Annotated in this window: 19 protein-coding genes; 12 read left to right on the plus strand and 7 right to left on the minus strand. The window is 68.9% G+C overall.

All coding sequences use genetic code 11. The features are described 5' to 3' along the window. Positions 1-126 precede the first annotated feature (126 nt). From hrpB to QF038_RS10835, 3 genes are read right to left on the minus strand one after another with little or no spacing between them, the layout of a single operon-like run. Positions 127-2,769 carry an ATP-dependent helicase HrpB gene (gene hrpB, locus QF038_RS10825; protein WP_307610138.1) on the minus strand — a complete coding sequence of 881 codons (2,643 nt, stop codon included), beginning with the start codon at positions 2,767-2,769 and terminating at the stop codon, positions 127-129. A gap of 25 nt (positions 2,770-2,794) precedes the next feature. After that, a complete protein-coding gene (locus QF038_RS10830) occupies positions 2,795-3,379 on the minus strand; it encodes a hypothetical protein (protein ID WP_307610139.1) in 585 nt (194 codons plus the stop codon). Further along, complete coding sequence (locus QF038_RS10835; RefSeq protein ID WP_307610140.1) at positions 3,369-3,767, minus strand: hypothetical protein; 399 nt, start codon at positions 3,765-3,767, stop codon at positions 3,369-3,371. The genes QF038_RS10830 and QF038_RS10835 overlap by 11 nt, the downstream gene beginning before the upstream one ends. 282 nt (positions 3,768-4,049) lie before the next feature. On the opposite strand from QF038_RS10835, the gene QF038_RS10840 reads away from it, so the two are divergent. Further along, positions 4,050-4,463, plus strand: coding sequence for a CBS domain-containing protein (locus tag QF038_RS10840; RefSeq protein WP_307610142.1), 414 nt, complete (start codon positions 4,050-4,052; stop codon positions 4,461-4,463). A 78-nt stretch (positions 4,464-4,541) separates the two neighbouring features. Here QF038_RS10840 and QF038_RS10845 read toward each other — a convergent pair whose 3' ends face one another. Next, complete coding sequence (locus QF038_RS10845; protein WP_307610143.1) at positions 4,542-4,751, minus strand: hypothetical protein; 210 nt, start codon at positions 4,749-4,751, stop codon at positions 4,542-4,544. 115 nt (positions 4,752-4,866) lie between these two features. Between QF038_RS10845 and QF038_RS10850 the strand changes: the two genes are divergently transcribed. The 4 genes from QF038_RS10850 to QF038_RS10865 all read left to right on the plus strand — a co-directional run bounded on the left by QF038_RS10850 (position 4,867) and on the right by QF038_RS10865 (position 7,904). Beyond that, a complete protein-coding gene (locus QF038_RS10850; RefSeq protein WP_307610144.1) occupies positions 4,867-5,700 on the plus strand; it encodes a DUF4397 domain-containing protein in 834 nt (277 codons plus the stop codon). An 83-nt stretch (positions 5,701-5,783) separates the two neighbouring features. Beyond that, positions 5,784-6,482 (plus strand): class F sortase, encoded by a 699-nt coding sequence (locus QF038_RS10855; protein WP_307610145.1) that lies wholly within the window; start codon positions 5,784-5,786, stop codon positions 6,480-6,482. A 14-nt stretch (positions 6,483-6,496) separates the two neighbouring features. Beyond that, positions 6,497-7,150 carry an RNA polymerase sigma factor gene (locus QF038_RS10860; protein ID WP_373461638.1) on the plus strand — a complete coding sequence of 218 codons (654 nt, stop codon included), beginning with the start codon at positions 6,497-6,499 and terminating at the stop codon, positions 7,148-7,150. After that, positions 7,137-7,904, plus strand: coding sequence for an anti-sigma factor (locus tag QF038_RS10865; RefSeq protein ID WP_307610147.1), 768 nt, complete (start codon positions 7,137-7,139; stop codon positions 7,902-7,904). The genes QF038_RS10860 and QF038_RS10865 overlap by 14 nt, the downstream gene beginning before the upstream one ends. Positions 7,905-7,943: 39 nt before the next feature. On the opposite strand, the gene QF038_RS10870 is transcribed toward QF038_RS10865, so the two are convergent. The 3 genes from QF038_RS10870 to QF038_RS10880 form a co-directional block, all read right to left on the minus strand. Next, complete coding sequence (locus QF038_RS10870; protein WP_307610148.1) at positions 7,944-10,106, minus strand: elongation factor G-like protein EF-G2; 2,163 nt, start codon at positions 10,104-10,106, stop codon at positions 7,944-7,946. Between the two features lie 44 nt (positions 10,107-10,150). Beyond that, positions 10,151-10,576 carry a ChaB family protein gene (locus tag QF038_RS10875; RefSeq protein ID WP_307610149.1) on the minus strand — a complete coding sequence of 142 codons (426 nt, stop codon included), beginning with the start codon at positions 10,574-10,576 and terminating at the stop codon, positions 10,151-10,153. A 480-nt stretch (positions 10,577-11,056) separates the two neighbouring features. Continuing rightward, complete coding sequence (locus tag QF038_RS10880; protein WP_307610150.1) at positions 11,057-12,001, minus strand: 5'-3' exonuclease; 945 nt, start codon at positions 11,999-12,001, stop codon at positions 11,057-11,059. A 105-nt stretch (positions 12,002-12,106) separates the two neighbouring features. Between QF038_RS10880 and QF038_RS10885 the strand changes: the two genes are divergently transcribed. The 7 genes from QF038_RS10885 (at position 12,107) to map (ending at position 21,737) form a co-directional block, all read left to right on the plus strand. Then, complete coding sequence (locus QF038_RS10885) at positions 12,107-13,405, plus strand: SWIM zinc finger domain-containing protein (protein ID WP_307610151.1); 1,299 nt, start codon at positions 12,107-12,109, stop codon at positions 13,403-13,405. Further along, positions 13,402-14,877, plus strand: a complete 1,476-nt coding sequence (locus QF038_RS10890) for a DUF5691 domain-containing protein (protein WP_307610152.1) — start codon at positions 13,402-13,404, stop codon at positions 14,875-14,877. The genes QF038_RS10885 and QF038_RS10890 overlap by 4 nt, the downstream gene beginning before the upstream one ends. Next, positions 14,874-15,980 (plus strand): AAA family ATPase, encoded by a 1,107-nt coding sequence (locus QF038_RS10895; RefSeq protein WP_307610153.1) that lies wholly within the window; start codon positions 14,874-14,876, stop codon positions 15,978-15,980. The genes QF038_RS10890 and QF038_RS10895 overlap by 4 nt, the downstream gene beginning before the upstream one ends. Before the next feature lie 17 nt (positions 15,981-15,997). Then, on the plus strand, positions 15,998-18,298 hold the full coding sequence (locus QF038_RS10900) for a DUF5682 family protein (RefSeq protein WP_307610154.1): 2,301 nt from the start codon (positions 15,998-16,000) through the stop codon (positions 18,296-18,298). After that, positions 18,295-19,482 carry a VWA domain-containing protein gene (locus QF038_RS10905; protein ID WP_307610155.1) on the plus strand — a complete coding sequence of 396 codons (1,188 nt, stop codon included), beginning with the start codon at positions 18,295-18,297 and terminating at the stop codon, positions 19,480-19,482. The genes QF038_RS10900 and QF038_RS10905 overlap by 4 nt, the downstream gene beginning before the upstream one ends. Positions 19,483-19,625: 143 nt before the next feature. After that, positions 19,626-20,909 (plus strand): MFS transporter, encoded by a 1,284-nt coding sequence (locus QF038_RS10910; protein WP_307613451.1) that lies wholly within the window; start codon positions 19,626-19,628, stop codon positions 20,907-20,909. A 45-nt stretch (positions 20,910-20,954) separates the two neighbouring features. Further along, on the plus strand, positions 20,955-21,737 hold the full coding sequence (map, locus tag QF038_RS10915) for a type I methionyl aminopeptidase (RefSeq protein ID WP_307610156.1): 783 nt from the start codon (positions 20,955-20,957) through the stop codon (positions 21,735-21,737). Positions 21,738-21,741 lie beyond the last annotated feature (4 nt).

Consider the following 21,741-nt stretch of genomic DNA (forward strand, 5'->3'; position numbering starts at 1 on the left):
ACCACGCTGTCCAGGTAGGAAAGAGCCTAACGGGGGCATGTTTCAGCCCATCGACCAAACGTTTCGGCTGTGTATCTTTGTTCTCACGGAGCCTGAAAACGCCGGCAAGGCGTTCCCGGAACGCAGCTATTGACGCGGTTTGACGCGTGCGGTGGCGGTGGCCGCCCAGGGATCCTCGGGCCAGGGGTGCTTGGGGTAGCGCCCGCGCATTTCAGCCCGGACCTGGGCGTAGGGGCCCGACCAGAAGGATGTGAGATCGTCGGTGACGGCCAGGGGGCGCCGGGCCGGCGACAGCAGGTGGAACAGGACCGGCACGCGGCCGCCCAGGAGCCGGGGTGTTTCCGCCCACCCGAAGCACTCCTGCAACTTGACGGCCACCACCGGGCGGCCGGTGTGATCCGCGACCTCCGGGTACTCGATCCTGATCCGCGACCCGCTGGGCACCTCAAGCCACTCCGGCGCGAGGTCATCAAGTTGCGCGGCCTCCGGCCAGGGCAGCAGCCGCCGGAGCGGGTTAGCCAGGTCGATGGAGCGTGCGGCCGCTCCGCCGGCGAGGGCTTCCAGCTCCGGACCGAGCCACTCCTCGAGCCGCAGCAACAGGGCCTGGTCCGAGACCTCCGGCCACGGACCGCCCAGGCCGTGGTGCAGGAAGGCGAGCCGACGGCGGAGCGCGTCTGCCGCCGTCGACCATTCCAGGGCGCCGAGTCCTTCCTTTTTTAAAGCCTTCGCGACGGCCACGCGCCCCTCGGCCGGCGACGGCCGGACCGGGGTGGACGACAGGACGATCGCTCCGAGGCGCCGGACCTTCCGGGCGGACACGCGGCCGCCGGCAAACCGTGCTTCGACGGCGTCGGTCAGGAGGTGTCCGGCCGCGGCTTCGGCGAGGTCAGGCATCAGCGGTGCGGCCGACCGGATCACGGCGCCGGTACCGGCGGCATCCCTGCCATCGGCACGGGTTACTTCCGCCACGGCCAGCCACTCGTGACCGGACAGGGAGCTGCCGGCGGGCAGCCCGGCGCGGGTTCCGGAGGTCAGGAGGTAGCGGTTGGGCGGGTCGCCGTCCACGCGGCGTGCCACCCGGTCCGGGAAGGCAAGTGCGACGACGGCTCCCACCACTGCGCTGCCGGTCACCGGTGACGGCAGGACGGGCGAAGCGGAGAGCGGACCGCGCTGCGCCAGGGCAGCAAGCCGGCGGGTGTCTTCTGCCCAGCGCCGGGCAGCTGCGCCCTTTTCGTCACGGAGCTGTGACAGGAGGCGGGTGAGGTCTGCCCCGGGGGCCCGGTGGTCAGCCGAGACCAGGGCCACTGCCTCCGCCGCGGCCAGCTGACCGGCGGCCGCCGCTCCGTCAAGCAGCGCCCGGCCGAGCCTGGGATCGGCCGGAATGCTGGCCAGCAGCCGGCCCGCGCCGGTGATGTGGCCGTCATGCGCCACGGCGCCCAGTTCGCGGAGCACCTCCATCGCGTGGTCCATGGCCTGCCCCGGCGGCTGGTCCGGCAGCGCGAGGCCTTCACCGCGGGGAGAGCCCCAGGCAGAGAGCAGCAGCGCGGCGCCGGTGAGGTCCGCCACCCTGATTTCCGGCGTGACGTGGGCAGGGGCTGCGCCGTAGGCCTGCTGGTCGTAGCAGCGCACCACGCGCCCCGGCCCCTGGCGGGCCGCACGTCCCGCCCGTTGATCGGCAGAGGCGCGGGAGCAGGAAACCGTGACCAGCCCGCTCATGCCCCGCCCGGCGTCGCGGCGGGGCTCGCGGGTCAGGCCGGAGTCAATGACCAGCCGGACACCGGGAACAGTGAGGGAGGACTCGGCCAGATCGGTGGAGACAATTATCCGGGCCTTGCCGCCGGGCAACCGGCCGGAAACCGCCAGGTCCTGTTCAGCGGCTGTCACCTGGCCATGGAGTTCCAGGACGTTAACGGTGGTGCCCAGCTGCCGCCGAAGGTCGGCTGCGACCCGCGAAACCTCCCTCGCACCGGGGAGGAAAACGAGGGCGTCCGTGGAACCGTCCCCGCTGAGGGCCAGGGTGAACTCCTCCGCGGCCGTCCAGGCCACGTGCTCCAGGAAGGCCGGCGTCACTCCCCTGCCGTCGAGCCGTGGCCCGGGCGCGGGCCGCCAGTCGGTGTGAAGGGTGTGGAGCACTGACGCGCAGTCCACTACGGGAGCCGGCGCCCCGCCGTCGTCCGCGCTGCCGCCGCTGTTGGAAAAAAGTGCAGCAAACCGGGGAGCGTCCACGGTTGCGGACATGGCGACGACGGTGAGGTCACCGCGCAGCTCCCGGACCTCGGCGAGCATGCCCACCAGCAGGTCCGTTTCCATGCCGCGTTCGTGGACCTCGTCGAGGACCACCGCTGCCGTGCCCTCAAGGCCGGGGTCGGCCAACAAGCGGCGCAACAGGATGCCGGGCGTGACGAATTCGACGACGGTTTCCTGGCCCGCCTGCCGCTCGCCGCGCACAGAGTAGCCAATCCGGCCCCCCAGAGCGCTGCCGTCCAGCACGGCGAGGCGCCTTGCGGCCGCCCGGGCAGCAACGCGGCGGGGCTGGGTAACCACGATCCGCCCGCTGCCGTGTGCCACGAGGTTTGCAAGCAGCGGCGGGACGAGCGTGGTCTTGCCGGTGCCCGGCGGCGCCTGTATAACTGCTGCCGGTCCTACCCCGCCACTCAGGGCCCGGGTGAGGGCAGGCAATGATTCCGCAAATGCCAAGCCGGCACCAATGGTCCCGAGATCGAAGGGTTTGGCCGCCAACGGCTGCTGCTGCCTGCCCGAAGAAGTCATTCGTCCATTGTGCCCGGAACCGGGGCTAGGGTTTTCCCTTGCCTTTACCCTTTGTTTCCTTGGCTGGATCCGGCTGAGCTGGTTCTTGTTGGACCGGCGCCGGCACCGGCGCGGGCACCGGCGCGGGCACCGGTACGACGACCGGTTGTTCGGGCGCCGGCGCCGGTTCCACGGTTGCATCGGGTGGGGGCGGCTCGGATGCTGTTACCGCAGGAACTTCGGGTGCGGGGGCAGACGCTGCCGCAAGCTGGCCAGTGATGTCCGCCCGCACGTCTTCGACTGCGGCTTCGATTCCGCGGTAACGGGACAAGGAGATCAGGCCCTGGCCGGCGGCGTCGTTCAGGTCCTTCTCCAGGGCCTCAAGTGCGGCGAGGGCGCCGTCCATCCTGTTTTCTGCTGCCGCCTGGCTGATGTTCAGGACCCTGACCTGCAGGCCCCGAAGTGTCCCGGCATCAGAATCCGGGGGCCTCAGGAGCGGAGAGGCGGCATACAGAACCACGGCAAGGCAGGCGGCACCAGCCAGGGCGGCGGCCGCGCGCCACAGGCCGGAGTTTTTCCGGCCGGGCCGGCCACCACTGCCGGCGGCCAATGCCGGAGCCTCAGGCGGCATGCCGGCCCCGCAGCGGAATCATCGCCGCAGGCCGTGCAGGAAGCGCGGTTACTGGGGCGGTGGCTTCACGGGCAGCGGTTGCTTGGAAAGCAGGTGTTTGGGCGATTGCTGCCGGGGCCAGCGCCGCCGGCCGGGCCGGCAGGACGCTGACCGGCGCCGTGTACACAGGAGCCTCAGCAACGTCGGCGGCCGCCCGCCGTGCCAGCAGCCGCTTGACCGCGACGCGCAGCAGGATGGCGATCGACTGCCCGAGGCCCAGCCCCAGGAGCACGTGGCCTGCAAGATACTGGCCCCCGTGGCCGGCAGCACCAAAGGGAGCGCTGAGGGCGGCGGCTGCACCGGCTGCTGCGACCACCAATGCCGAAGCGGCAGCGAAAACTGTACCCATGGCCTACTCCTGTCTCAATTAATCAGCAGGCTTACTAGTATTGGTCAGCAAGCTTACTACCTGATTGCGGCGAAGCAAGCATTGATGCCGAGGGGGTGGGAGCCCGCCGGGAGGTGCATTGCTCAGGGTCTGGACGGTAGTACTCCACCTCTGGACAGCAATAATCAGTAGGCTTAGCATTTTTGTCATCAGCTGGTTCTGCGGGCCGCCAATCAAGAGCCAGGTCCCGAGGGGCCACCCGAACAGGCCGTCGACGCGGCACCACATCAGGAAGGAGCGATCATGGCAACGGCACGGGAAATCATGACCGGGGGCGTGGAGTGCGTGGGTGAGAACGAGACCCTGGAAGCGGCCGCACGGAAGATGAAGGACCTCGATGTGGGCTCACTGCCCATCTGCGGCGAAGACAACCGGCTCAAGGGCATGCTGACGGACAGGGACATCGTGGTTAAGTGCCTGGCGGAGGGCGGGGATCCGCGGACTGCCACGGCGGGTCAGTTCGGTGAAGGCAAGCCCGTGACCATCGGAGCCGACGATTCCATCGAGGAGGCCATCAGGACCATGCAGGACCACCAGGTCCGGAGGTTGCCGGTCATTGACGGGCATGACCTGGTGGGCGTCCTCAGCCAGGGCGACATTGCGAAAAACTACCCGGAGGACCGGGTGGGCGAACTGGTGGCATTCATTTCCTATTGATTCCGGCGCTGCAGAATTTGCGGCCGCCGGAAATCCACAAGGAATCAACCAATATCAGCAGGTTGCCGCTCCGCAATTTCAGCGGGCCGGCACTTGCTTTTCCCATGTGAACCCCTCTGTGGCAGCCAGGTCCATCCCGCCGTAGACAGCGGTGGCCGCCGCGGCGAATCGGATCCCGTGGGCGAGGTCCAGGACCTCCGCGTCGACCTTTGCCACATTGACATCGTAGAGGGCAATTTCTCCCGCCGATCCCCTGATCAGCGCCGCATACGCCAGCGGTGTGCCCACACGCGCAAAACCTTCTCCAGGAATCTTTGATGCATCTGCATCCAAATGGCGGCCGGCGCCGGTAGTAGGTGTGTCAGCAAAACCGCCCGCCCGGCGGGCCGAAGAAGGAGAAATCATGCGCACCAGCATTTTTGCATCAGGAGCAGTGGCAGTAGCGGCGGCACTGGCTTTCGCCGGCCCCGCCCAGGCTGCCGAGGGGGACGCCCAGCTCTCCGTCCTGCACGGGGTTCCCGGGCTGACGGTGGACGTGTGGGTCAACGGCGAACGGACGCTGGACGACTTCACGCCCGGCACCCTGGCCGGCCCCCTGGCACTTCCGGCAGGAAACTACGCTCTTGCCATCACCGCCTCTGATGCCGCAGACGCGTCCGCCGCAGTGATCGGCCCGGTCAACGTGACCCTTGCCGCCAACGGCAACTACACTGCTGTGGCCGACCTGGACGGCGCAGGGAAGCCCACGGCCAACCTGTTCACCAACGACGTCTCGGCGATTGCGGCCGGCAAAGGCAAGCTGACGGTGCGGCACGCAGCTGCAGCGCCCGCCGTCGACGTCCTGGCTGCCGGGTCCGCAGTCATCTCCAACCTGGTAAACCCGAACGAGCAGATGCTCACGCTGGACCCGGGCACCATCCCGGCTGCAGTGGCGGCGGCCGGAACCACCCAACCTGTTATCGGGCCCGCTGATGTCACGGTGGCCGAGGGCACGCACACCATTGTGTACGCCTGGGGCAGCCTGGCGGACAAGAACCTGCAGCTTGCCGTGCAGACCATCGAGGGCCTGCATTCGGCTCCGGGAGCAGTTCCGGGCGGGCGTTCAGGTGCGGCCGATGAAGGTGTCACCGGACAGGCCATGGCAGTGGCCGGGTTCGGGGCAGCAGGCATCGCGCTCGTGCTCGGCGCCGTGGCTGCTTCCCGCACCGCGGCCCTGCGCAAGGCCGGCCGGAAGTAGCTGACTGACATGGAAAGCACGACGGCGGCGCCCCGGTTCCGGAGGCACCTGACGTTCCGGCCCTGGCAGCGCGGGAGGCCACGGTGAAACTTGCCACAACTGGCCGTTCCGTCCGCGCGCGGGCGGGGGCCGTCGTCGTCCTTGCCGCAACCCTCCTGTCCGGTTGCGGCACGGCAGAACCAACCACGCCGGAGGCTGTCCCGTCCGGGGCAGCCTCTGCGTCAGCCCGTGCCGCAGCACCCCCGACCACGCCGGCTCCTGATCCCGCAACCCGGCCGCCCGCCACCGTGCCGGACGTTCCCCTCCGCCAGGCCACTGCCGCCCCCGCTGCTCCCCGCGACCCGGCACCCCGCTTCCTCACCGTGGAGGGCACCAGCATCAGCATGGAGATCGTGGACGTGGGCGCTTCGCCGGACGGGGCGATGGAAATTCCGGAATCCGTCAATCAGGCAGGCTGGTACCGGTATGGACCTGCACCGGGCGCAGTGGCTGGGGCAGCCGTCATCGCCGCGCACGTGGACACCACGTCGGACCGGGCGCCTTTTTCCCAATTAAGGCGCCTGCCGGCGGGAACCCTCATCACCGTTGAGCGCTACGGCGCTCCCTCGCTGGACTACCGGGTGCGTTCCGTTGAGCTGATGGCCAAGGACAGGTTCGACGGCGGTTCCCTCTTCCGCCGTGACGGCCCGCACCAGCTCAGGCTTGTGACGTGCGGCGGCCGGTGGCTGGACGAGAGACAGGACTACAGTGACAATGTCATTGTCACTGCGGAACCTGAATGAGCCGCGAGTCAGCCCTGACACTCATTGCCGAGGAGGGGAAGGAGGCCGGTTTGGCATCTTCTGGCCAGCCGTCTTCCAGCGACGAGCAGCAAAGTGGCGGTGCGGAGCAGCGGCCGTCCGCCGGCAGCACCTGGAACCCGCAACTCGACCACTCGTTCTCGGCAGGGGATGAGAAGGCGCTGGCAGAGGCCTACCGCCAGTTCTCCCCGCTTGTGTATACCCTGGCCCTCCGGGCGCTGCGGAACCGCAGTGCAGCGGACGATGTCACCCAGGAAGTGTTCATCCGGGTATGGAGGTCCCGGGCCGCGTTCGATCCGCACAAAGCGGCGCTCCCGGCCTGGATTGTCGGCGTCACGCGGAACGCCATCTCCGATGCGCTCGCCGCCTCGGCCCGGGAATCCCGCAAGGTGCTGGCGGCAGTGGAATTGCAGCCCGAGGCAGAGGCATCCTCCATCGAGATCCTGGCGGACCGTCTGCTCCTGGACGGCGAGCTGGCCCGGCTCGGCGAACCCCAAGGCTCCATCATGCGCCTGGCCTTTTACGATGACCTGACCCACGACCAGATTTCACGGAAACTCAACCTTCCCCTTGGTACGGTCAAGAGTCACATCCGCCGCAGCCTTAGCCACCTGAGACACCGATTGGAGGTGGATCATGCAGCACCTTGACCCTGAAGCCCTGAGCCTGTTCGCCCTGGACGAGCCGATGGACGCCGGGAGCGCCGACCACCTCCGCTCCTGCCCCGAGTGCACCGCCGAGGTTGCCGCGCTGCGGCGCGCCGTCAACGCCGCCAGGACCGTCCCGGACACCGGCGGCCTGGAGGCCCCCGGCGCAAATGTCTGGGAAGCCATCCACCGGCAGCTTAGGCTCACGGACGAGGTGGCCGCGGATCCGCTGGGCCCTGCCCGCGGCCAGGATGCTGCCGAGGGGAAATCCCCATCCGAAGAACCGCGGCCGGCAGCACGGCCGGCGGAAAAGCCCGGCAGCAAGGTGACCTGGCTGCGCCGGCCGGTGACATGGCTGGCAGCGGCTGCGGCCGCCGTCGTCATTGCTGCCGGAGTGGTGGTGGCCGTCAACCGCACATCCCCGCCGGTGACCCTCGCCTCGGCCCAGCTGGAACCGCTGGCCCGTTTCACAGCCACTGGTTCGGCAACGGTTACCGAGTCCGGCGACGGCTCACGGAGCATCGAAGTGAGACTTAATAAAGCAGAAGCCGGCGGGTACCAGGAAGTCTGGCTGATTGCCCCCGATCTGTCCCGCCTGGTCAGCCTCGGAATCATGAACTCATCGTCCGGCCGCTTCGACGTACCGGCCGGCCTTGACCTTTCCAGCTACCCCATCGTGGACGTCTCCGACGAGCCGCTGGACGGCAATCCGGCACACTCCAGCGTCAGCATCGTCCGGGGTACGCTCAGCTCCTGAAGACCGGCACCCCAACCGTGGCCAGTCCGGCGCGGGGCGTCAGCGGCCCGCCGCGGCCAGGTTGCCGGGCAGGGGATCATGCCGGAGGTAGTGCCGGCTGAACGTTCCGGTGCCCGCGGTCAAAGCACGTAGCTCCACCGCGTATTTCAGCAGCTCCTGGTCCGGCACTTCCGCCGTGATTTCGGTCCGGTCCCCGCCGGATGACGACGTCCCGGTGAGCCGCCCGCGGCGCCCGGAGAGATCGCTCATGACTGTCCCCACATGCTCGTCCGGAACGCTAAGCACCACCGACGAGACAGGCTCGAGCAGCTGGATGCTCCCCGCGGCGGCGGCCTCCCTCAGGGCCAGAGCACCGGCCGCCTGGAACGCTGCGTCGGAGGAATCAACACTGTGTGCTTTGCCGCCCACCAGGGTCACGCGAAGGTCCACCACGGGAAAGCCGGAGGCAACGCCTCGCTGCATCTGCGCCCGGACACCTTTTTCCACTGACGAAATGAACGTTCCGGGGATAACCCCGCCCACTGTCTTGTCGACGAACTCGAAGCCTGCGCCCCTGGCCAGCGGTTCCACCTCGATGTCGCACACCGCGTACTGGCCGTGGCCGCCGGACTGCTTGACGTGCCGGCCGTGCCCGGCCGCCGGGGTGGCGAAGGTTTCCCGCAACGGCGTCACCACGTCCACAGTGTGCAGCTTCACGCCCTGGTCGCGGAGCCGGTCCAGCACCACTTCGGCATGCGCCTCCCCCATGCACCAGAGGATCAGCTGGTGGGTTTCGGCGTTCCGTTCCACCCTCAGCGTCGGGTCTCCGGCGGCCACCTTTCCCAGGCTGCGGGCGAGGGCGTCCTCGTCGCTGTGGGAATCGGCTTCGATGGCCACCGGCATCAGCGGCTCCGGCATCTCCCAGGGAGCCAGCAGCAGCGGCTGGTCCTTCGCGGAAATCGTGTCCCCGGTCTCGGCGGTGCCCAGTTTCGCCACCGCCGCAATGTCACCGGCGACACAAAAAGGGACGGGCCGGAGAGTGGATCCCAGCGGTGAGTAGAGGTGCGTGAGCCGTTCGTCGGTGTCATGGTCCTGGTGCCCCCGGTCCGCCAGCCCGTGCCCGCTCACATGGACGGGGGTGTCCCCGCTCAGGGTGCCCGAGAAGACCCGGACCAGGCAGACCCGGCCCAGGAATGCATCCACGGTGGTGCGGACAACCTCCGCTGCGAGCGGCCCGGCAGGGTCGCAGGCAAGGGCCCGGACCGGAGAGCCGGACAGGTCGGTGGCCCGGGGCAGGCTGCGCTCCGGTGGAGATGGAAACGCCTTCGTCAGGAGCTCCAGCAGCTCGGCGGTTCCCAGCCCGGTCATCGCCGAGGCGGGCACAGCCGGGAAGAAGGACCCGCGGGCGACGGCGGTTTCCAGGTCAGGGATGAGGACGCCGGCATCAATGTCCTCACCGCCAAGGTAGCGGTCCATCAGCGTCTCGTCTTCGCTTTCGGCGATGATTCCCTCGATCAGCTCCGCCCGGGAAGACTCCGCGGCCGCCAATTCCCCCGGTTCCGCCGCCCGCGCCGCCGGGCCGGAACCTTCCGCCGGATACTCGAACACCGTCCCGGTCAGCAGGCCATGGAGGCCGGAGACCTCCGCGCCGGCCCGGACCGGAACGTACAACGGCAGCACAGTGTCGCCGAACGCTTCGCGACAGGCGGCCAGGACGCCGTCGTAATCCGCCCGGGGATGGTCCAGCCGGGTGATGACCACCGCGCGGGGCATGCCCAGGTACTGGCACTCCTGCCAGATGGCGGTGGTGCCCGCATCCACCCCGTCCACGGCCGAGACGGCGAACAGGACGGCGTCCGCGGCGCGAAGGCCCGCGCGGAGTTCGCCGATGAAGTCCGGATAGCCGGGCGTATCGAGGAGGTTGACCTTGATGCCCGCCACGGGCAGCGGCACCACGGACAGCGCCACGGAGCGCTGCTGGTGGATGGCGGCGGGATCGGAGTCGCTCACGGTGGTCCCGTCAACCACAGAACCTTTCCGGGTGATCATGCCGTTGGCTTCCAGCAGCGCCTCGATGAGGGTGGTTTTGCCGGCGCCGGAACGGCCCACAAGCGCCACGTTCCGGACCAGGGCAGGATCCCTGGGCGTGATGCCGGCGGAGCCGTTGCCCTGGCGTCCTTCCGGCCCGCCCCGGCCTGCTGCGTCCTTGCCTTTCACCGACATCGGAACCTCCTGGCGTCCTTGCCTGGTTGTACTGGCTGCTGCTCTTACTTGCTGCGCGCCTTGCGGGTTGCGGCGTCATTCGCCTTTTGCAGCGCTTTGACGAGTTCTTCTTTGTCCATGCTGGAACGGCCGCTGATGTCCAGTTCCCGGGCCCGCTCCATCAGGTGCTTCTTGGAGGCATTGGCGTCCACGCCGCCCGCAGTGGGCTCATTCGAACCAAGTCCCTTTTCCGCCCGCTCATCCGAAGGCCCGCGCTTCTCCTTGGGCTCCCAATGGTCGCCGACCTTTTCGTAGCTGTGCTTCAGGGAAGCGTAGGCGGCACGCGCGGCACGGCTTTCGTCGTTGTCATAGGACTCCATGGCGGAGTCGTAGGTTTTGGCGAACGTGTCCTGCGCCTTCTGGTCCGACCGTTGCAGGGTTGAGGGAAGCTCGTCCTTGCGGGCGTGATCGTTCTTTCCCGTCTTCGGCATGGCACTCACCTAACTTTCGTCAGCAGGACTGATCATGCGGAACACACCCAGCTTAGCCACGCCCTGCTTTGCTTGTCTGCTGCCCGGCCCGGCCGCAACCTGTGACCGGGAAAGTGCCTCAACGGGGCTCCGGCCATTGATCCGGGTCATAACCGTAAAGACGCGGCGGACGGGGTGGCTGCCCGGTGTCAGCAGGCGCTTCCTCCCGGCCGGCTGCTTCGGATTCCTCCTGCTGCGGTGCCTCGTCATCCCCTGCGTCAGCGGGGCCGCGTTTCTTCCCGCCGTCATTTCTGCCAGTACCGCGCCTGTGCGGGCTGTCAGCCATAGCCACTCCAATCCCCCGTTGAAGAGGTCCGGCTGCTTGAACCATTGAAGCCACCCTAGCGGCAGGGTATCCACCCTGAGATGTCACTTTTGCTCAAGAAATAGGCAGTTTTCCGCACTCCAGCCAGGCACCCACCCAGGGCCACGCGGAGGCCTTCAGGCCGGCCGGGTCCGGTCCAGTGCATCGATGAGGCGGCGGACAGAGCCGCCCAGGTTCCAGTCCACGGCGAGGCGTTCCAGTTCGGTGCGGGCTTCGCCCGTGACGGGGTGCAGCCGGGCGCCTGCCTCCTCCAGGCTGGGCAGCTCGAGGTCCCGGACAAGGCGTACGACGGCGGGCGCGGCCTTGAGGTAGTCCGCGGCGGCTTCCAGCTTGGCCCGGACCGGTGATGATAGGCCGCTGCCGTCTTCCGCAGCCGCCTCGAGCAGGTTGTCGAGGCTTCCGTACTTCAACAACAGCGATGCCGCCGTCTTTTCACCTATTCCCGCGACACCGGGCAGTCCGTCGGAGGCGTCGCCACGGAGGGTGGCGTAATCGGCATATTGCTGGGGCAGCACGCGGTACTTTCCCACCACCATTTCTTCGGTCATCACATCCAGGTTCCGCATGCCGCGGGCGGTGTAGATGACCCGCACCTGTCGGGAGTCATCGCACACCTGGAAAAGGTCGCGGTCCCCCGTGACCACATCCACCGGGATGCCGGCATGGCTGGCGTAGGTGCCCACCACGTCGTCGGCCTCGTGGTCCGGCGCCCCGACAATCGCGATGCCGGCCATGCCCAGTACCGTGCGGATCATGGGCAGCTGGGCCTCAAGCGCGCCGGGCACCACCTCCACGTCCGGAGCGCCGGCCTTTACTTGTGCCACCCTGTGGGCCTTGTAGGTGGGGAGCAGATCCACCCGCCATTGCGGCCGCCAGTCGTCATCCCAGCAGGCAATGAGGTGGGTGGCGCCGTAATCGGTGGTGAGCCGGGCAATCATGTCCAGCAGGCCCCGGACGGCGTTGACGGGTGTCCCGTCCGGGCGGCGGATGGAATCGGGCAAGCCGTAGAAGGCACGGAAGTACAGCGAGGCGGTGTCCAGCAGCATCAGGCGGTCAGGCATACCCTGATCCTGACACGGAAAACGGCCTTCCGGGGCAGGATGCGCGGGCCGCCACGCCGCCGGCCAGCCCTTGCGCGGCTGGGAACATCGGGCACAATGTGCTTCATGGGGCGTTGGAGCGAGGACAGGGTGGCCGGCGCCGCGCCCGATGCCGCCTCCCTGGCCGCCGCCCGCAAACTCGCCCGCCCAGGGCCCTGGTCCGAGACGGGCAGCAATGACGTGCTGGTGTGGGGCAAATGCCAGGGCAGCGGCAAGACCCCCTACCAGGTGAGTGTTGACCTTGCCGCCCCTGCCTACCGGTGTTCCTGCCCCAGCCGGAAGTTTCCCTGCAAGCACGCGCTCGCCCTCCTCCTGCTGTGGTCCCGGGGTGAAGCGGCCGACGCCGGAACGGAGGCTGCGGGATTCGCCCGGGAGTGGGCGGAACAGCGCGCCGACCGGGCCACGGTGCGGGAACGGCGCCAGTCCGAACAGCCGGCCGATCCGGCGGCACAGGCGAAAAGGCTTGCCGACCGGCTCGCGCTCATGGACGCCGGCATCGCGGACTTTTCCCGGTGGCTGGCCGACCTGGTGCGGACGGGCATGGCCTCCGCCCGGACTCAGCCGTATTCCTGGTGGGACGGTGTGGCCGCCCGCCTGGTGGATGCCCAGCTCCCGGGCCTGGCTGAACAGGTGCGCACCATGGGTTCGGACATCCACGCCCGCAGCGATTGGACGGATCACGTCCTCTACCGTGCAGGCAGGTGGTGGGCACTCACCAAAGCCTGGCGCATGCGGGACCACCTGACCCCCGACGAGCTTGCCGATCTCCGCGTTGCCATCGGCTGGCCCGTTCCTGCCTCCGAAGTCGAGGGAGCGGAGGCATTGCCGGGCCCCTGGCTGGTCCTCGGCGCCCACCGCAGCGACGACGGACGGCTCCAGCAACAGCGGACGTGGCTGCGCGGTCCGGACGGAACGGTGGTGGTCCTCCTGGATTTCGCTGCCCGGAGCGAGCCACTCGCAACGCCCCAACTTGCTGGCGCACTGTTGGACGCCACAGTGGCCCGGTACCCGGGATCGGCGCCCCAGCGGGCGCTGTTCACCGGCGGTGTGGGCACGGCAGGCATGGCCCAGACTCTGGGCGAGGGAAGCAGTATCCGCCAGGCACTCAATGCCGAATCAGCCGCTGTCGCCTCGTCCCCGTGGCGGGAGCGCCATCCGGTGCTGCTGGCCGGAGTGCGCGTCTGCACGGGCGGCTCCGGGTGGCTCCGGGACGAAGCCGGTGACGCCCTTCCCCTGGTCGATGCGCCCCTTGACTCCCTGCTCGCCCTCACAGGCGGCCACCCGGTAGATGTTTTTGGTGAGCTGGAGGAGGGCCGCGTGCGGCCGCTGTCCGCCGTGGTCGGCAACACGGTGGTGACGCCATGACCTGGCTGGCCGAACTCCGTGCTGCCGCCCTGGTGGGAACAGCCCGGCACCCCGCGCCTTGCCCGCCCGCAGAGCTGGGCGTCCGCCCGCCGGAGGGTCCCAGCGCCGAGGAATCACTCCTGGACCAGGCCGCGCTCGCCGACGCCGTCACACGCGCCGCCCGGCAACCCCGACGCCTGGATGATGCCGGCTTGGCCGAGCCGGCGCCCCCGGACCACTGCCCACAGGCCACAGGTGAGGCCGCCCGGCTGCTGGACCTCCTGCTCACCCAGCCGCCGGTGGGGCCGGAGCTGCGCACCCAACTGGTAACGGACTGGCTGAAGTTGGCCGCAGCTTCCGGAGTACGGGTTCCCCACAGCCTCCTGCCGCCCCTTCTCGCCGTGGCCGGCACCAGACCATCCGTCGCGGAGCATCTGCACCCGGCCATCGGAACGCGCGGCCGGTGGCTGCAGGGCATGCTTGAGAGTGACCAAGGGGCCAGCGCTTCCGCGGCCCGAGACGGGCAATCTTCTGAAACCGGCGACTGGGCAGAGCTTGCGGGTACGGACGCCACCGCAGAACTCGAACGGCTCCGCCGCATCCACCCCGCCACCGCCCGCACACTGCTTGGCGGGCATTGGGACAACCTCACCGCCCGGGAGCGCGCCGCCCACCTCGCCACGTTCGCCACCAACCTCGGATCTGACGACGAGGAACTGCTGGAGCGGGCCCTCCACGACAAAGCCAAAGGCGTACGCGACACCGCGGCGGCGTTGCTCGACCGGCTGCCGGACAGCGCCCGCGCAGCACGCATGGCCGCCCGACTCCGCCCCCTGCTCCGGCTCAACGGCATGCTGCGCAAACACCTCGAGGTCGGGCTGCCGCCGGAACCCGACGCTGCCGCGATCCGGGATGGCATCCCCGCACGCCCCCGCAACGGCGAACCCGACCGGCTGGCCCGGCTCGACACCATTATCCGCGGTGCCCCGCTCGATACCTGGACGTCGGCAACCGGCCGCGGCCCGGCGTCGTCCATTGCGTTGCTCAAGGGTGAAACCCGCATCCTGGCCGCCATCGCGTCCACCGCTGCCCAGCGGGCCGACCTCGAGTGGGTGCGTGCATTGCTGGAGGATCGCTTTGAGCCGCGCCTGCTGGCCTGCCTGCCACCGCCTGAACGCGAGGAGAGGCTGGTGCGGTACCTCCGCAGCGGCGCGGTCCAGGCCTTCGCGCTGGTCGAACCCCTGCGGGACCTGCCCCGGCCCTGGGGACCCGAACTGGCCGCCACAGTACTGGAGCAGATCACCGCCAAAAGCGGCGGCCAGCTGGCGGTCATGTTGGCAGGGATCCTTCCCGCGGCACTTCCGCCAGAGGCTGCCGGGCAGTGCCGGCAACTCCTGGAGCGTTCCGACGACGACGCCGCCCGGCGCCGTGTGCTCCGCGACGCCGTGCAATACCAATCGTTCCGACAATCCCTGACGGAGGCTTTTTTATGACCGATGCCCAGCCCGCCCAGGACGTTCTCCGCGCCCACGCCGAAACCGCCTACGCGGAGGAACTCGCGGCCCTGGCCGCCGCCGACGACCGGCCCCGGCCGCCCAGCTGGCGGCTGTCCCCCTGGGCAGTCACCACCTACATCCTCGGCGGCACCCTGGCCAACGGTGTGGTGGTCACGCCCAAGTACCTCGGGTCGGAGCGGCTCGTGGAAATCGCCGTGGCGTCACTGGCCACGGACCGGGCCCTGCTCCTGCTCGGGGTGCCAGGCACGGCCAAAACCTGGCTGGGCGAACATTTGGCGGCGGCCATCTCGGGAACTTCCACCCTGGTAGTGCAGGGCACCGCGGGCACGCCGGAAGAGGCACTGCGCTACGGCTGGAACTATGCCCGGCTGCTCGCAGACGGGCCGTCCCGGGCGGCACTGGTTCCGGGGCCGGTGATGCGCGCCATGGAATCCGGAAGCCTGGTCCGGGTGGAGGAACTGACCAGGATCCCCTCCGACGTCCAGGACTCACTCATTACCATCCTCAGCGAAAAGAGCCTGCCCATTCCGGAACTCAATGAAGAGGTGCAGGCCCGCAAGGGGTTCAACGTCATCGCCACGGCAAACAACAGGGACAAGGGCGTCAACGACCTCTCCTCCGCGCTGCGGCGGCGCTTCAATACTGTGGTGCTGCCGCTGCCGGACAGCATGGAGCAGGAGGTGGAGATCGTCACCACCCGCGTCCGCAGCCTGGGGGCGTCCCTGGAACTGCCGGCCGATCTGGCAGCGCTCTCCGAAGTCCGGCGGGTGGTGACGGTGATGCGCGAACTCCGGACCGGCGTTACGCAGGACCAGCGCACCACCATCAAGTCGCCGTCTGCCACGCTGTCCACCGCTGAAGCCATCTCGGTGATGACCAACGGCCTCTCCCTCGCCGCCCACTTCGGCGACGGGACCGTCCGGGCGCAGGACGTGGCGGCCAGCCTGGTGGGCGCCGTGGTCAAGGATCCCGTGCAGGACCGGGTGATCTGGCAGGAATACCTGGAAACGGTGGTGCGGAACCGGCCGGAGTGGAAGGACCTGTACCGGGCCTGCCGCGACCTCGAATCATCGAACTGAACCCGGCTCCTGCAACCATGACAGACGTGCACGTCCTCGGGATCCGGCACCATGGACCCGGATCGGCGCACTCCGTAGCCGAGGCGCTCGCCGCCCTCCGGCCTGACCTGGTGCTGGTGGAGGGTCCGCCGGAACTGGACCAGGTGATTCCCCTGCTCAGCGATCCGGAGATGCTCCCGCCGGTGGCGGGACTGATCTATGTTCCGGATGAGCCGCGGCTGGCTTCCTTTTACCCGATGGCCAGCTTTTCTCCGGAATGGGTGGCCATCCGCTGGGCGCTGTCCACGGGCGCGCAGGTGCGCGCCATTGACCTGCCCGCGGCGCATACGTTCGCGCTTCAGCAGGCAGGTGGCGTCCCGCCCTCAGGCGAGGCGCCGGCAGAGGAGGAGCCGCTTTTGGCGGACGACGGCGGCCCCTCCTCCGCGGATTCCCGCCCCTACCGGCCGGACGCCATCGGGATCCTCGCCCGCGCCGCCGGGTACAGCGATGCCGAGCGCTGGTGGGAGGACGCCGTGGAGCACCGCCACAGCGACCCGGTGGAGCGGTTCGAGGCGCTGACTGAAGCGATTGCCGAAATCCGGGCTGCCGATGACCGGCCGTCCCATCATCCTGATGTGCTGGAAAACAACCGGCGGGAAGCGTCGATGCGGCGGCTGCTCCGGGCTGCCCTCCGCGAGGGGCACGCGCGGATTGCAGTGGTGTGCGGCGCCTACCATGCACCGGCACTGGTGCCCGCCCATTTTCCCCCGGCCGCCGCCGACAATAAGGTGCTGGCCGGCCTGCCCAAAACGAAGATCGCCGTGACGTGGGTGCCGTGGACCTCGGGGCGGCTTAGCCTGGCCAGCGGGTACGGCGCCGGCGTCACCGCGCCCGGCTGGTATCAGCACCTGTTCACGCACTGGATGGGGAAGGATCCGGGCACGGATGTGTCCACCACCTGGCTGGTCCGGGTTGCGCGTGCGTTGCGCGGCGAGCACCTGGACGCATCAACGGCATCGGTGGTGGAGGCAACAAGGATGGCGGACGCGCTCGCCGCAGTCCGCGGCCGGCCCAGCCCGGGACTGGCAGAACTTGACGACGCCGCCCAGGCGGTGCTGTGCGACGGGTCGCCGCTGCCGCTGGCCCTGGTGCACGGTGAGCTGACCGTGGGGCTCGAGCTGGGCAGCGTGCCTGATTCCGCGCCCACCGTCCCCCTCGCCGCAGATCTTGCCGCCACCCAGCGCCGGCTGCGGTGGAAGCCGAGCGCCATGGAGGAAGTCCTGGCCCTGGACCTGCGCAAGCCCGGCCAGCTGGCCCGCTCCGTGCTGCTGCACCGGCTGGCGCTGCTTGGGGTGGACTGGGGTACTCCGGCTGAAACGGGCAGGACCCTGGGCACATTCAAAGAGGCGTGGACCCTGCAGTGGAAGCCGGAGCTCGCCATCGCCGTGGTGGAGGCCGGCCGGTACGGCACCACCGTGGCCGCCGCTGCCTCCGCCTATGTTGCCGAGCGCGCCCGGGAAGACGGCACCTTGGGAAGCCTGAGCGAATTGCTCGCGAACTGCCTCCTCGCCGACCTGCCCGAGGGCATCGGTGCCGTGGTCTCTGTCCTCGCCGAGCGGACTGCCCTGCAGCAGGACGTCGCCCCGCTCCTGGAAACAATCGCGCCCCTGGCCCGCACCTGCCGGTACGGCAATGTGCGCGGTGTGGACGTGACGGGGGTACGGAAGATCCTGGACACTACGGTGGTGCGGGCCTGCGTAGGCCTGCCGACGGCGTGCGCAGGCCTGGACGATGAAGCCGCGGAGGTGATGCGGCGCGCCATCGACTCCGCACAGCAGGGGCTGTCCCTGGTGCCGGACCTTCCCCTGGATGACTGGCACAGGGCCCTGTCCGCCGTCGCAGGCTCGGATCTGATCCACGGAGCGGTGGCGGGACGGGCAACCCGGCTGCTGCTGGATGCGGGACTGATTGAAGCGGACGAGGTTGCCGCACGGCTCAGCCGCCGGCTCTCCGTTGCCACCCCCGCGAGGGAAGCCGCGGCCTGGCTCGATGGCATGGTCTCCGGCGACGCAACGCTGCTGATCTACGATCCGCGGCTCCTGCAGCTGGTGGACGGCTGGGTGGCCGGCGTGGACGACGAGACCTTCGATGATGTCCTGCCGCTCCTGCGCAGGACGTTTTCGGCGTTCAGCCAGCCCGAACGGCGGGAGATCGGCGAACAAGTGACACGCATTGGCGGCAGCGTCCACGCCGGAAACGAAGATCACCCGGACCTGGCGGCGGCGGACCCCGCGGTCCGGACCATGGCCCGATACCTCGGATGGGAGGTGGTGGCGTGACGGAGCGCGATAACAGCAGCCGCGGCCGCCTGGCCCGCTGGCGGCTGGTGCTTGGCGGGCACGGGGCCGATGGCATCAGTGACGGCCAAGGCAACAGGGTGGAGCTTTCGGCCGCCGACGTCCGGCGCGACCAGGCCCTGGAGGAGTTATACGGCGAGGACCAGCGCCGCCGCGGCGGCCTTGGTGCCTCCAGCCCCCGCGTGTCGCGCTGGCTGGGCGACATCCGCGGGTACTTCCCGTCCAGCGTGGTGCAGGTGATGCAGGCGGACGCCATGGAACGGCTGGGCCTGCGGCAGCTGCTCCTCGAGCCGGAGATGCTCCGGACTGTACAGCCCGACGTCGGCCTTGTCAGTACGCTGATCGGCCTGGGCCGGGTCATTCCCGGGCATTCCCGCGAGACGGCCAGGGCGGTGGTCCGCCAGGTGACCAATGAGTTGGAGGAGCGGCTGCGTGCCAGGACCATCCAGGCGGTCACCGGTGCGCTGAACCGGGCCGCGCGGACCAGGCGGCCGCGGCACCAGGACATCGACTGGAACAGGACCATCGCAGCCAACCTCAAGCACTACCAGCCCGAATACAAGACTATCGTGCCCGAGCGGCTGGTGGGGCACGCCCGGCGCAGCACCCAGATCCAGCGTGAGATCATCCTGTGCATCGACCAGTCCGGCTCCATGGCCGAGTCGGTGGTGTACTCCAGTGTGTTCGGGGCAGTGCTCAGCTCCCTGCGCTCGGTGCGCACCCGGCTGGTGGCCTTCGACACCGAAGTGGTGGACCTGACCGATGAGCTGGACGATCCGGTGGATGTGCTGTTCGGGGTGCAGCTGGGCGGCGGCACGGACATCAACCGCGCCCTGGCGTATTGCCAGGACCGGATCACCCAGCCCACCGAGACCATCCTGGTGCTCATCAGTGACCTCTACGAAGGCGGCATCGCCGAGGAGATGCTGCGGCGGGCCGCCAGCATCGTGGGGTCCGGCACCACCATGATCGCGCTGCTGGCCCTCAGTGACAGCGGTCACCCGTCCTTCGATGCCAACCACGCCGCAGCCCTCGCCGGGATCGGGGTTCCGGCATTCGCCTGCACCCCCGACCTGTTCCCCGACTTGATGGCAGCGGCGATCGAACGACGGGATGTGGGCGAATGGGCCGCAGCGCACGACATCCCCGCGACGCACGGGCCGTGACTGGCGGAGATCCTGCACGAACAGCCGGTTGTAACACAGCAGGTCCGCCAGTGCCCGTCCTGGCACCACCTCTGGCACAGCGGGCGGATCGGGACGAGAATGGCCTCGTGTTCCGTGCTATCCGCAGCCGGGACAGCGAACCCATGAACGCTGCCGCCCGAAAGATCCAGCGCATCTACCTGACGTTGACGCTGGGCAATACCCTTGCCGCCTCCTTCATCTGGGGCGTCAACACGCTGTTCCTGCTGGACGCCGGCCTGACCAACTTCGAGGCTTTCGCCGCCAACGCATTCTTCACCGCCGGGATGGTGATTTTCGAGGTCCCCACGGGGATTGTGGCTGACGGCTGGGGCCGCCGGGCGTCGTTCCTTCTGGGCACCGTAACCCTGGCAGGCTCCACCTATCTCTACTACCTGCTGTGGCAGTTCTCCGCCCCATTTCCGCTGTGGGCCGTGGTGTCGGTGCTGTTGGGGCTGGGCTTCACCTTCTTCTCGGGCGCCGTGGAGGCGTGGCTCGTCGACGCACTGCGCTACTCCGGCTACGAGGGCGGTCTGGAGCCGGTATTCGGGCGGGGGCAGATGGTCTCGGGCGTGGCGATGCTCGCCGGTTCGGTAGCCGGCGGCGTGATCGCCCAGGCCACCAGCCTCGGCGTGCCGTTCCTGGTGCGGGTGGGCGTGCTGCTGGCCATGTTCGCTGTGGCCTTCGGCCTGATGCACGACGTCGGGTTCACGCCTGAGCGCTCCACGCACCCCCTCAAGGCGACCCGCGCTGTCCTGACCGCCTCCATCGATAATGGCCTGAAAATCCCGCCCGTGCGGTACGTGATGCTGGCCGCCCCGTTCAATGCCGGCGTCGGAATCTATGTCTTCTATGCACTGCAGCCGTTCCTGCTGGAACTCTACGGCGACCCGCGCGCCTACTCCGTGGCTGGCCTCGCGGCGGCCATCGTGGCCGGTGCCCAGGTGGTGGGCGGCTGGCTGGCGCCGTATGCCAGGAGGCTGTTCCACAAACGAACGTCGGTGCTGATCCTCAGCGGCAGCATCAGTGCGGTGCTCCTGCTGGTGCTCGGCTTCACCCGGGTTTTCTGGCCGGCCCTGGTCCTGCTGACGCTCTGGGCAGTCGTCGACTCGGCCGCTATGCCCGTGCGGCAGGCGTACGTGAACGACATGATCCCGTCGAAGCAGCGGGCCACGGTGCTCAGCTTCGGCTCCCTGATGGGGTCCAGCGGCGGCGTGGTGGCGCAACCGTTGCTCGGCCGGAGCGCTGACCTGTACGGCTATCCGGCGTCACTGGCCCTGGCCGGAGTCTTCCAGAGCCTGGCGGTTCCGTTCCTGGTGGCCAGCCGGCGCCAGGGTGCTCCGGCGGACCGGGCCAGTGCACCGGCAGCGCCCTCGGACCAGGGGCCGGCCCAGGATTCCCGCGCCTGACACGGTGGGTATAGTTGTTCGTCTCCAGACGAGGAAGGCCGCCGCATGATCGAGATCCTGACCCCCAGCGAAGTTATCCGGGCAAGGGAAACAGGAGCCCTCGTCGCCGACATCCTTCAGGCAATGAAGAGCCGCGCCACGGTGGGTACCAACCTCCTGGACATCAACCGGTGGGCCGGGGAAATGATCATCAGCGCCGGAGCGTCATCCTGCTACATCGACTACGAGCCGTCCTTTGGCCGCGGTCCGTTCGGCCACTACATTTGCACAGCGGTCAACGATGCCGTGCTGCACGGGAAGCCCTACGACTACACACTGGCCGACGGCGACCTGCTCACCCTTGATCTCGCCGTCATCAAGGGCGGCGTGGCTGCGGACTCCGCCATCAGTTTCGTTGTGGGCGATGCCAAGCCCCTGGAAAGCATCAACCTGATTGATGCGACCGAACGCGCGCTGTACGCGGGGATTGCAGTTGCCGGGCCCGGAGCCCGGATCGGCGACATCTCCCACGCCATCGGTTCCGTCCTGAGCGAGGCGGGCTACCCCATCAACACCCAGTTCGGCGGCCACGGCATCGGATCAACCATGCACCAGGACCCGCACGTCCCCAACACCGGGCGGCCGGGCCGCGGGTACACGCTGCGTCCGGGCCTGCTGCTGGCGCTGGAGCCCTGGGTGATGGCGGACACCGCGGAACTCGTCACCGATGCTGACGGGTGGACCCTCCGCAGCGCCACCGGATGCCTTACGGCGCACAGTGAGCACACCATCGCGATCACCGAGGACGGTGCCGAGATCCTCACCCTTCCCACCCAGGCCGGGCAGTAAGGCG

The organism is Pseudarthrobacter sp. W1I19 (assembly GCF_030817835.1).
Taxonomy (GTDB): Bacteria; Actinomycetota; Actinomycetes; order Actinomycetales; family Micrococcaceae; genus Arthrobacter.

Coding starts and splice junctions, on each gene's coding strand:
- QF038_RS10840 (WP_307610142.1), top strand. CDS start 4,050: ATGGCAACGGCACGGGAAATCATGACCGGGGGCGTGGAGTGCGTGGGT.
- QF038_RS10835 (WP_307610140.1), bottom strand. CDS start 3,767: ATGGGTACAGTTTTCGCTGCCGCTTCGGCATTGGTGGTCGCAGCAGCC.
- QF038_RS10875 (WP_307610149.1), bottom strand. CDS start 10,576: ATGCCGAAGACGGGAAAGAACGATCACGCCCGCAAGGACGAGCTTCCC.
- QF038_RS10890 (WP_307610152.1), top strand. CDS start 13,402: ATGACCTGGCTGGCCGAACTCCGTGCTGCCGCCCTGGTGGGAACAGCC.
- QF038_RS10895 (WP_307610153.1), top strand. CDS start 14,874: ATGACCGATGCCCAGCCCGCCCAGGACGTTCTCCGCGCCCACGCCGAA.
- QF038_RS10910 (WP_307613451.1), top strand. CDS start 19,626: ATGAACGCTGCCGCCCGAAAGATCCAGCGCATCTACCTGACGTTGACG.
- QF038_RS10885 (WP_307610151.1), top strand. CDS start 12,107: ATGGGGCGTTGGAGCGAGGACAGGGTGGCCGGCGCCGCGCCCGATGCC.
- hrpB (WP_307610138.1), bottom strand. CDS start 2,769: ATGACTTCTTCGGGCAGGCAGCAGCAGCCGTTGGCGGCCAAACCCTTC.
- QF038_RS10870 (WP_307610148.1), bottom strand. CDS start 10,106: ATGTCGGTGAAAGGCAAGGACGCAGCAGGCCGGGGCGGGCCGGAAGGA.
- QF038_RS10850 (WP_307610144.1), top strand. CDS start 4,867: ATGCGCACCAGCATTTTTGCATCAGGAGCAGTGGCAGTAGCGGCGGCA.
- QF038_RS10865 (WP_307610147.1), top strand. CDS start 7,137: ATGCAGCACCTTGACCCTGAAGCCCTGAGCCTGTTCGCCCTGGACGAG.
- map (WP_307610156.1), top strand. CDS start 20,955: ATGATCGAGATCCTGACCCCCAGCGAAGTTATCCGGGCAAGGGAAACA.
- QF038_RS10880 (WP_307610150.1), bottom strand. CDS start 12,001: ATGCCTGACCGCCTGATGCTGCTGGACACCGCCTCGCTGTACTTCCGT.
- QF038_RS10900 (WP_307610154.1), top strand. CDS start 15,998: ATGACAGACGTGCACGTCCTCGGGATCCGGCACCATGGACCCGGATCG.
- QF038_RS10830 (WP_307610139.1), bottom strand. CDS start 3,379: ATGCCGCCTGAGGCTCCGGCATTGGCCGCCGGCAGTGGTGGCCGGCCC.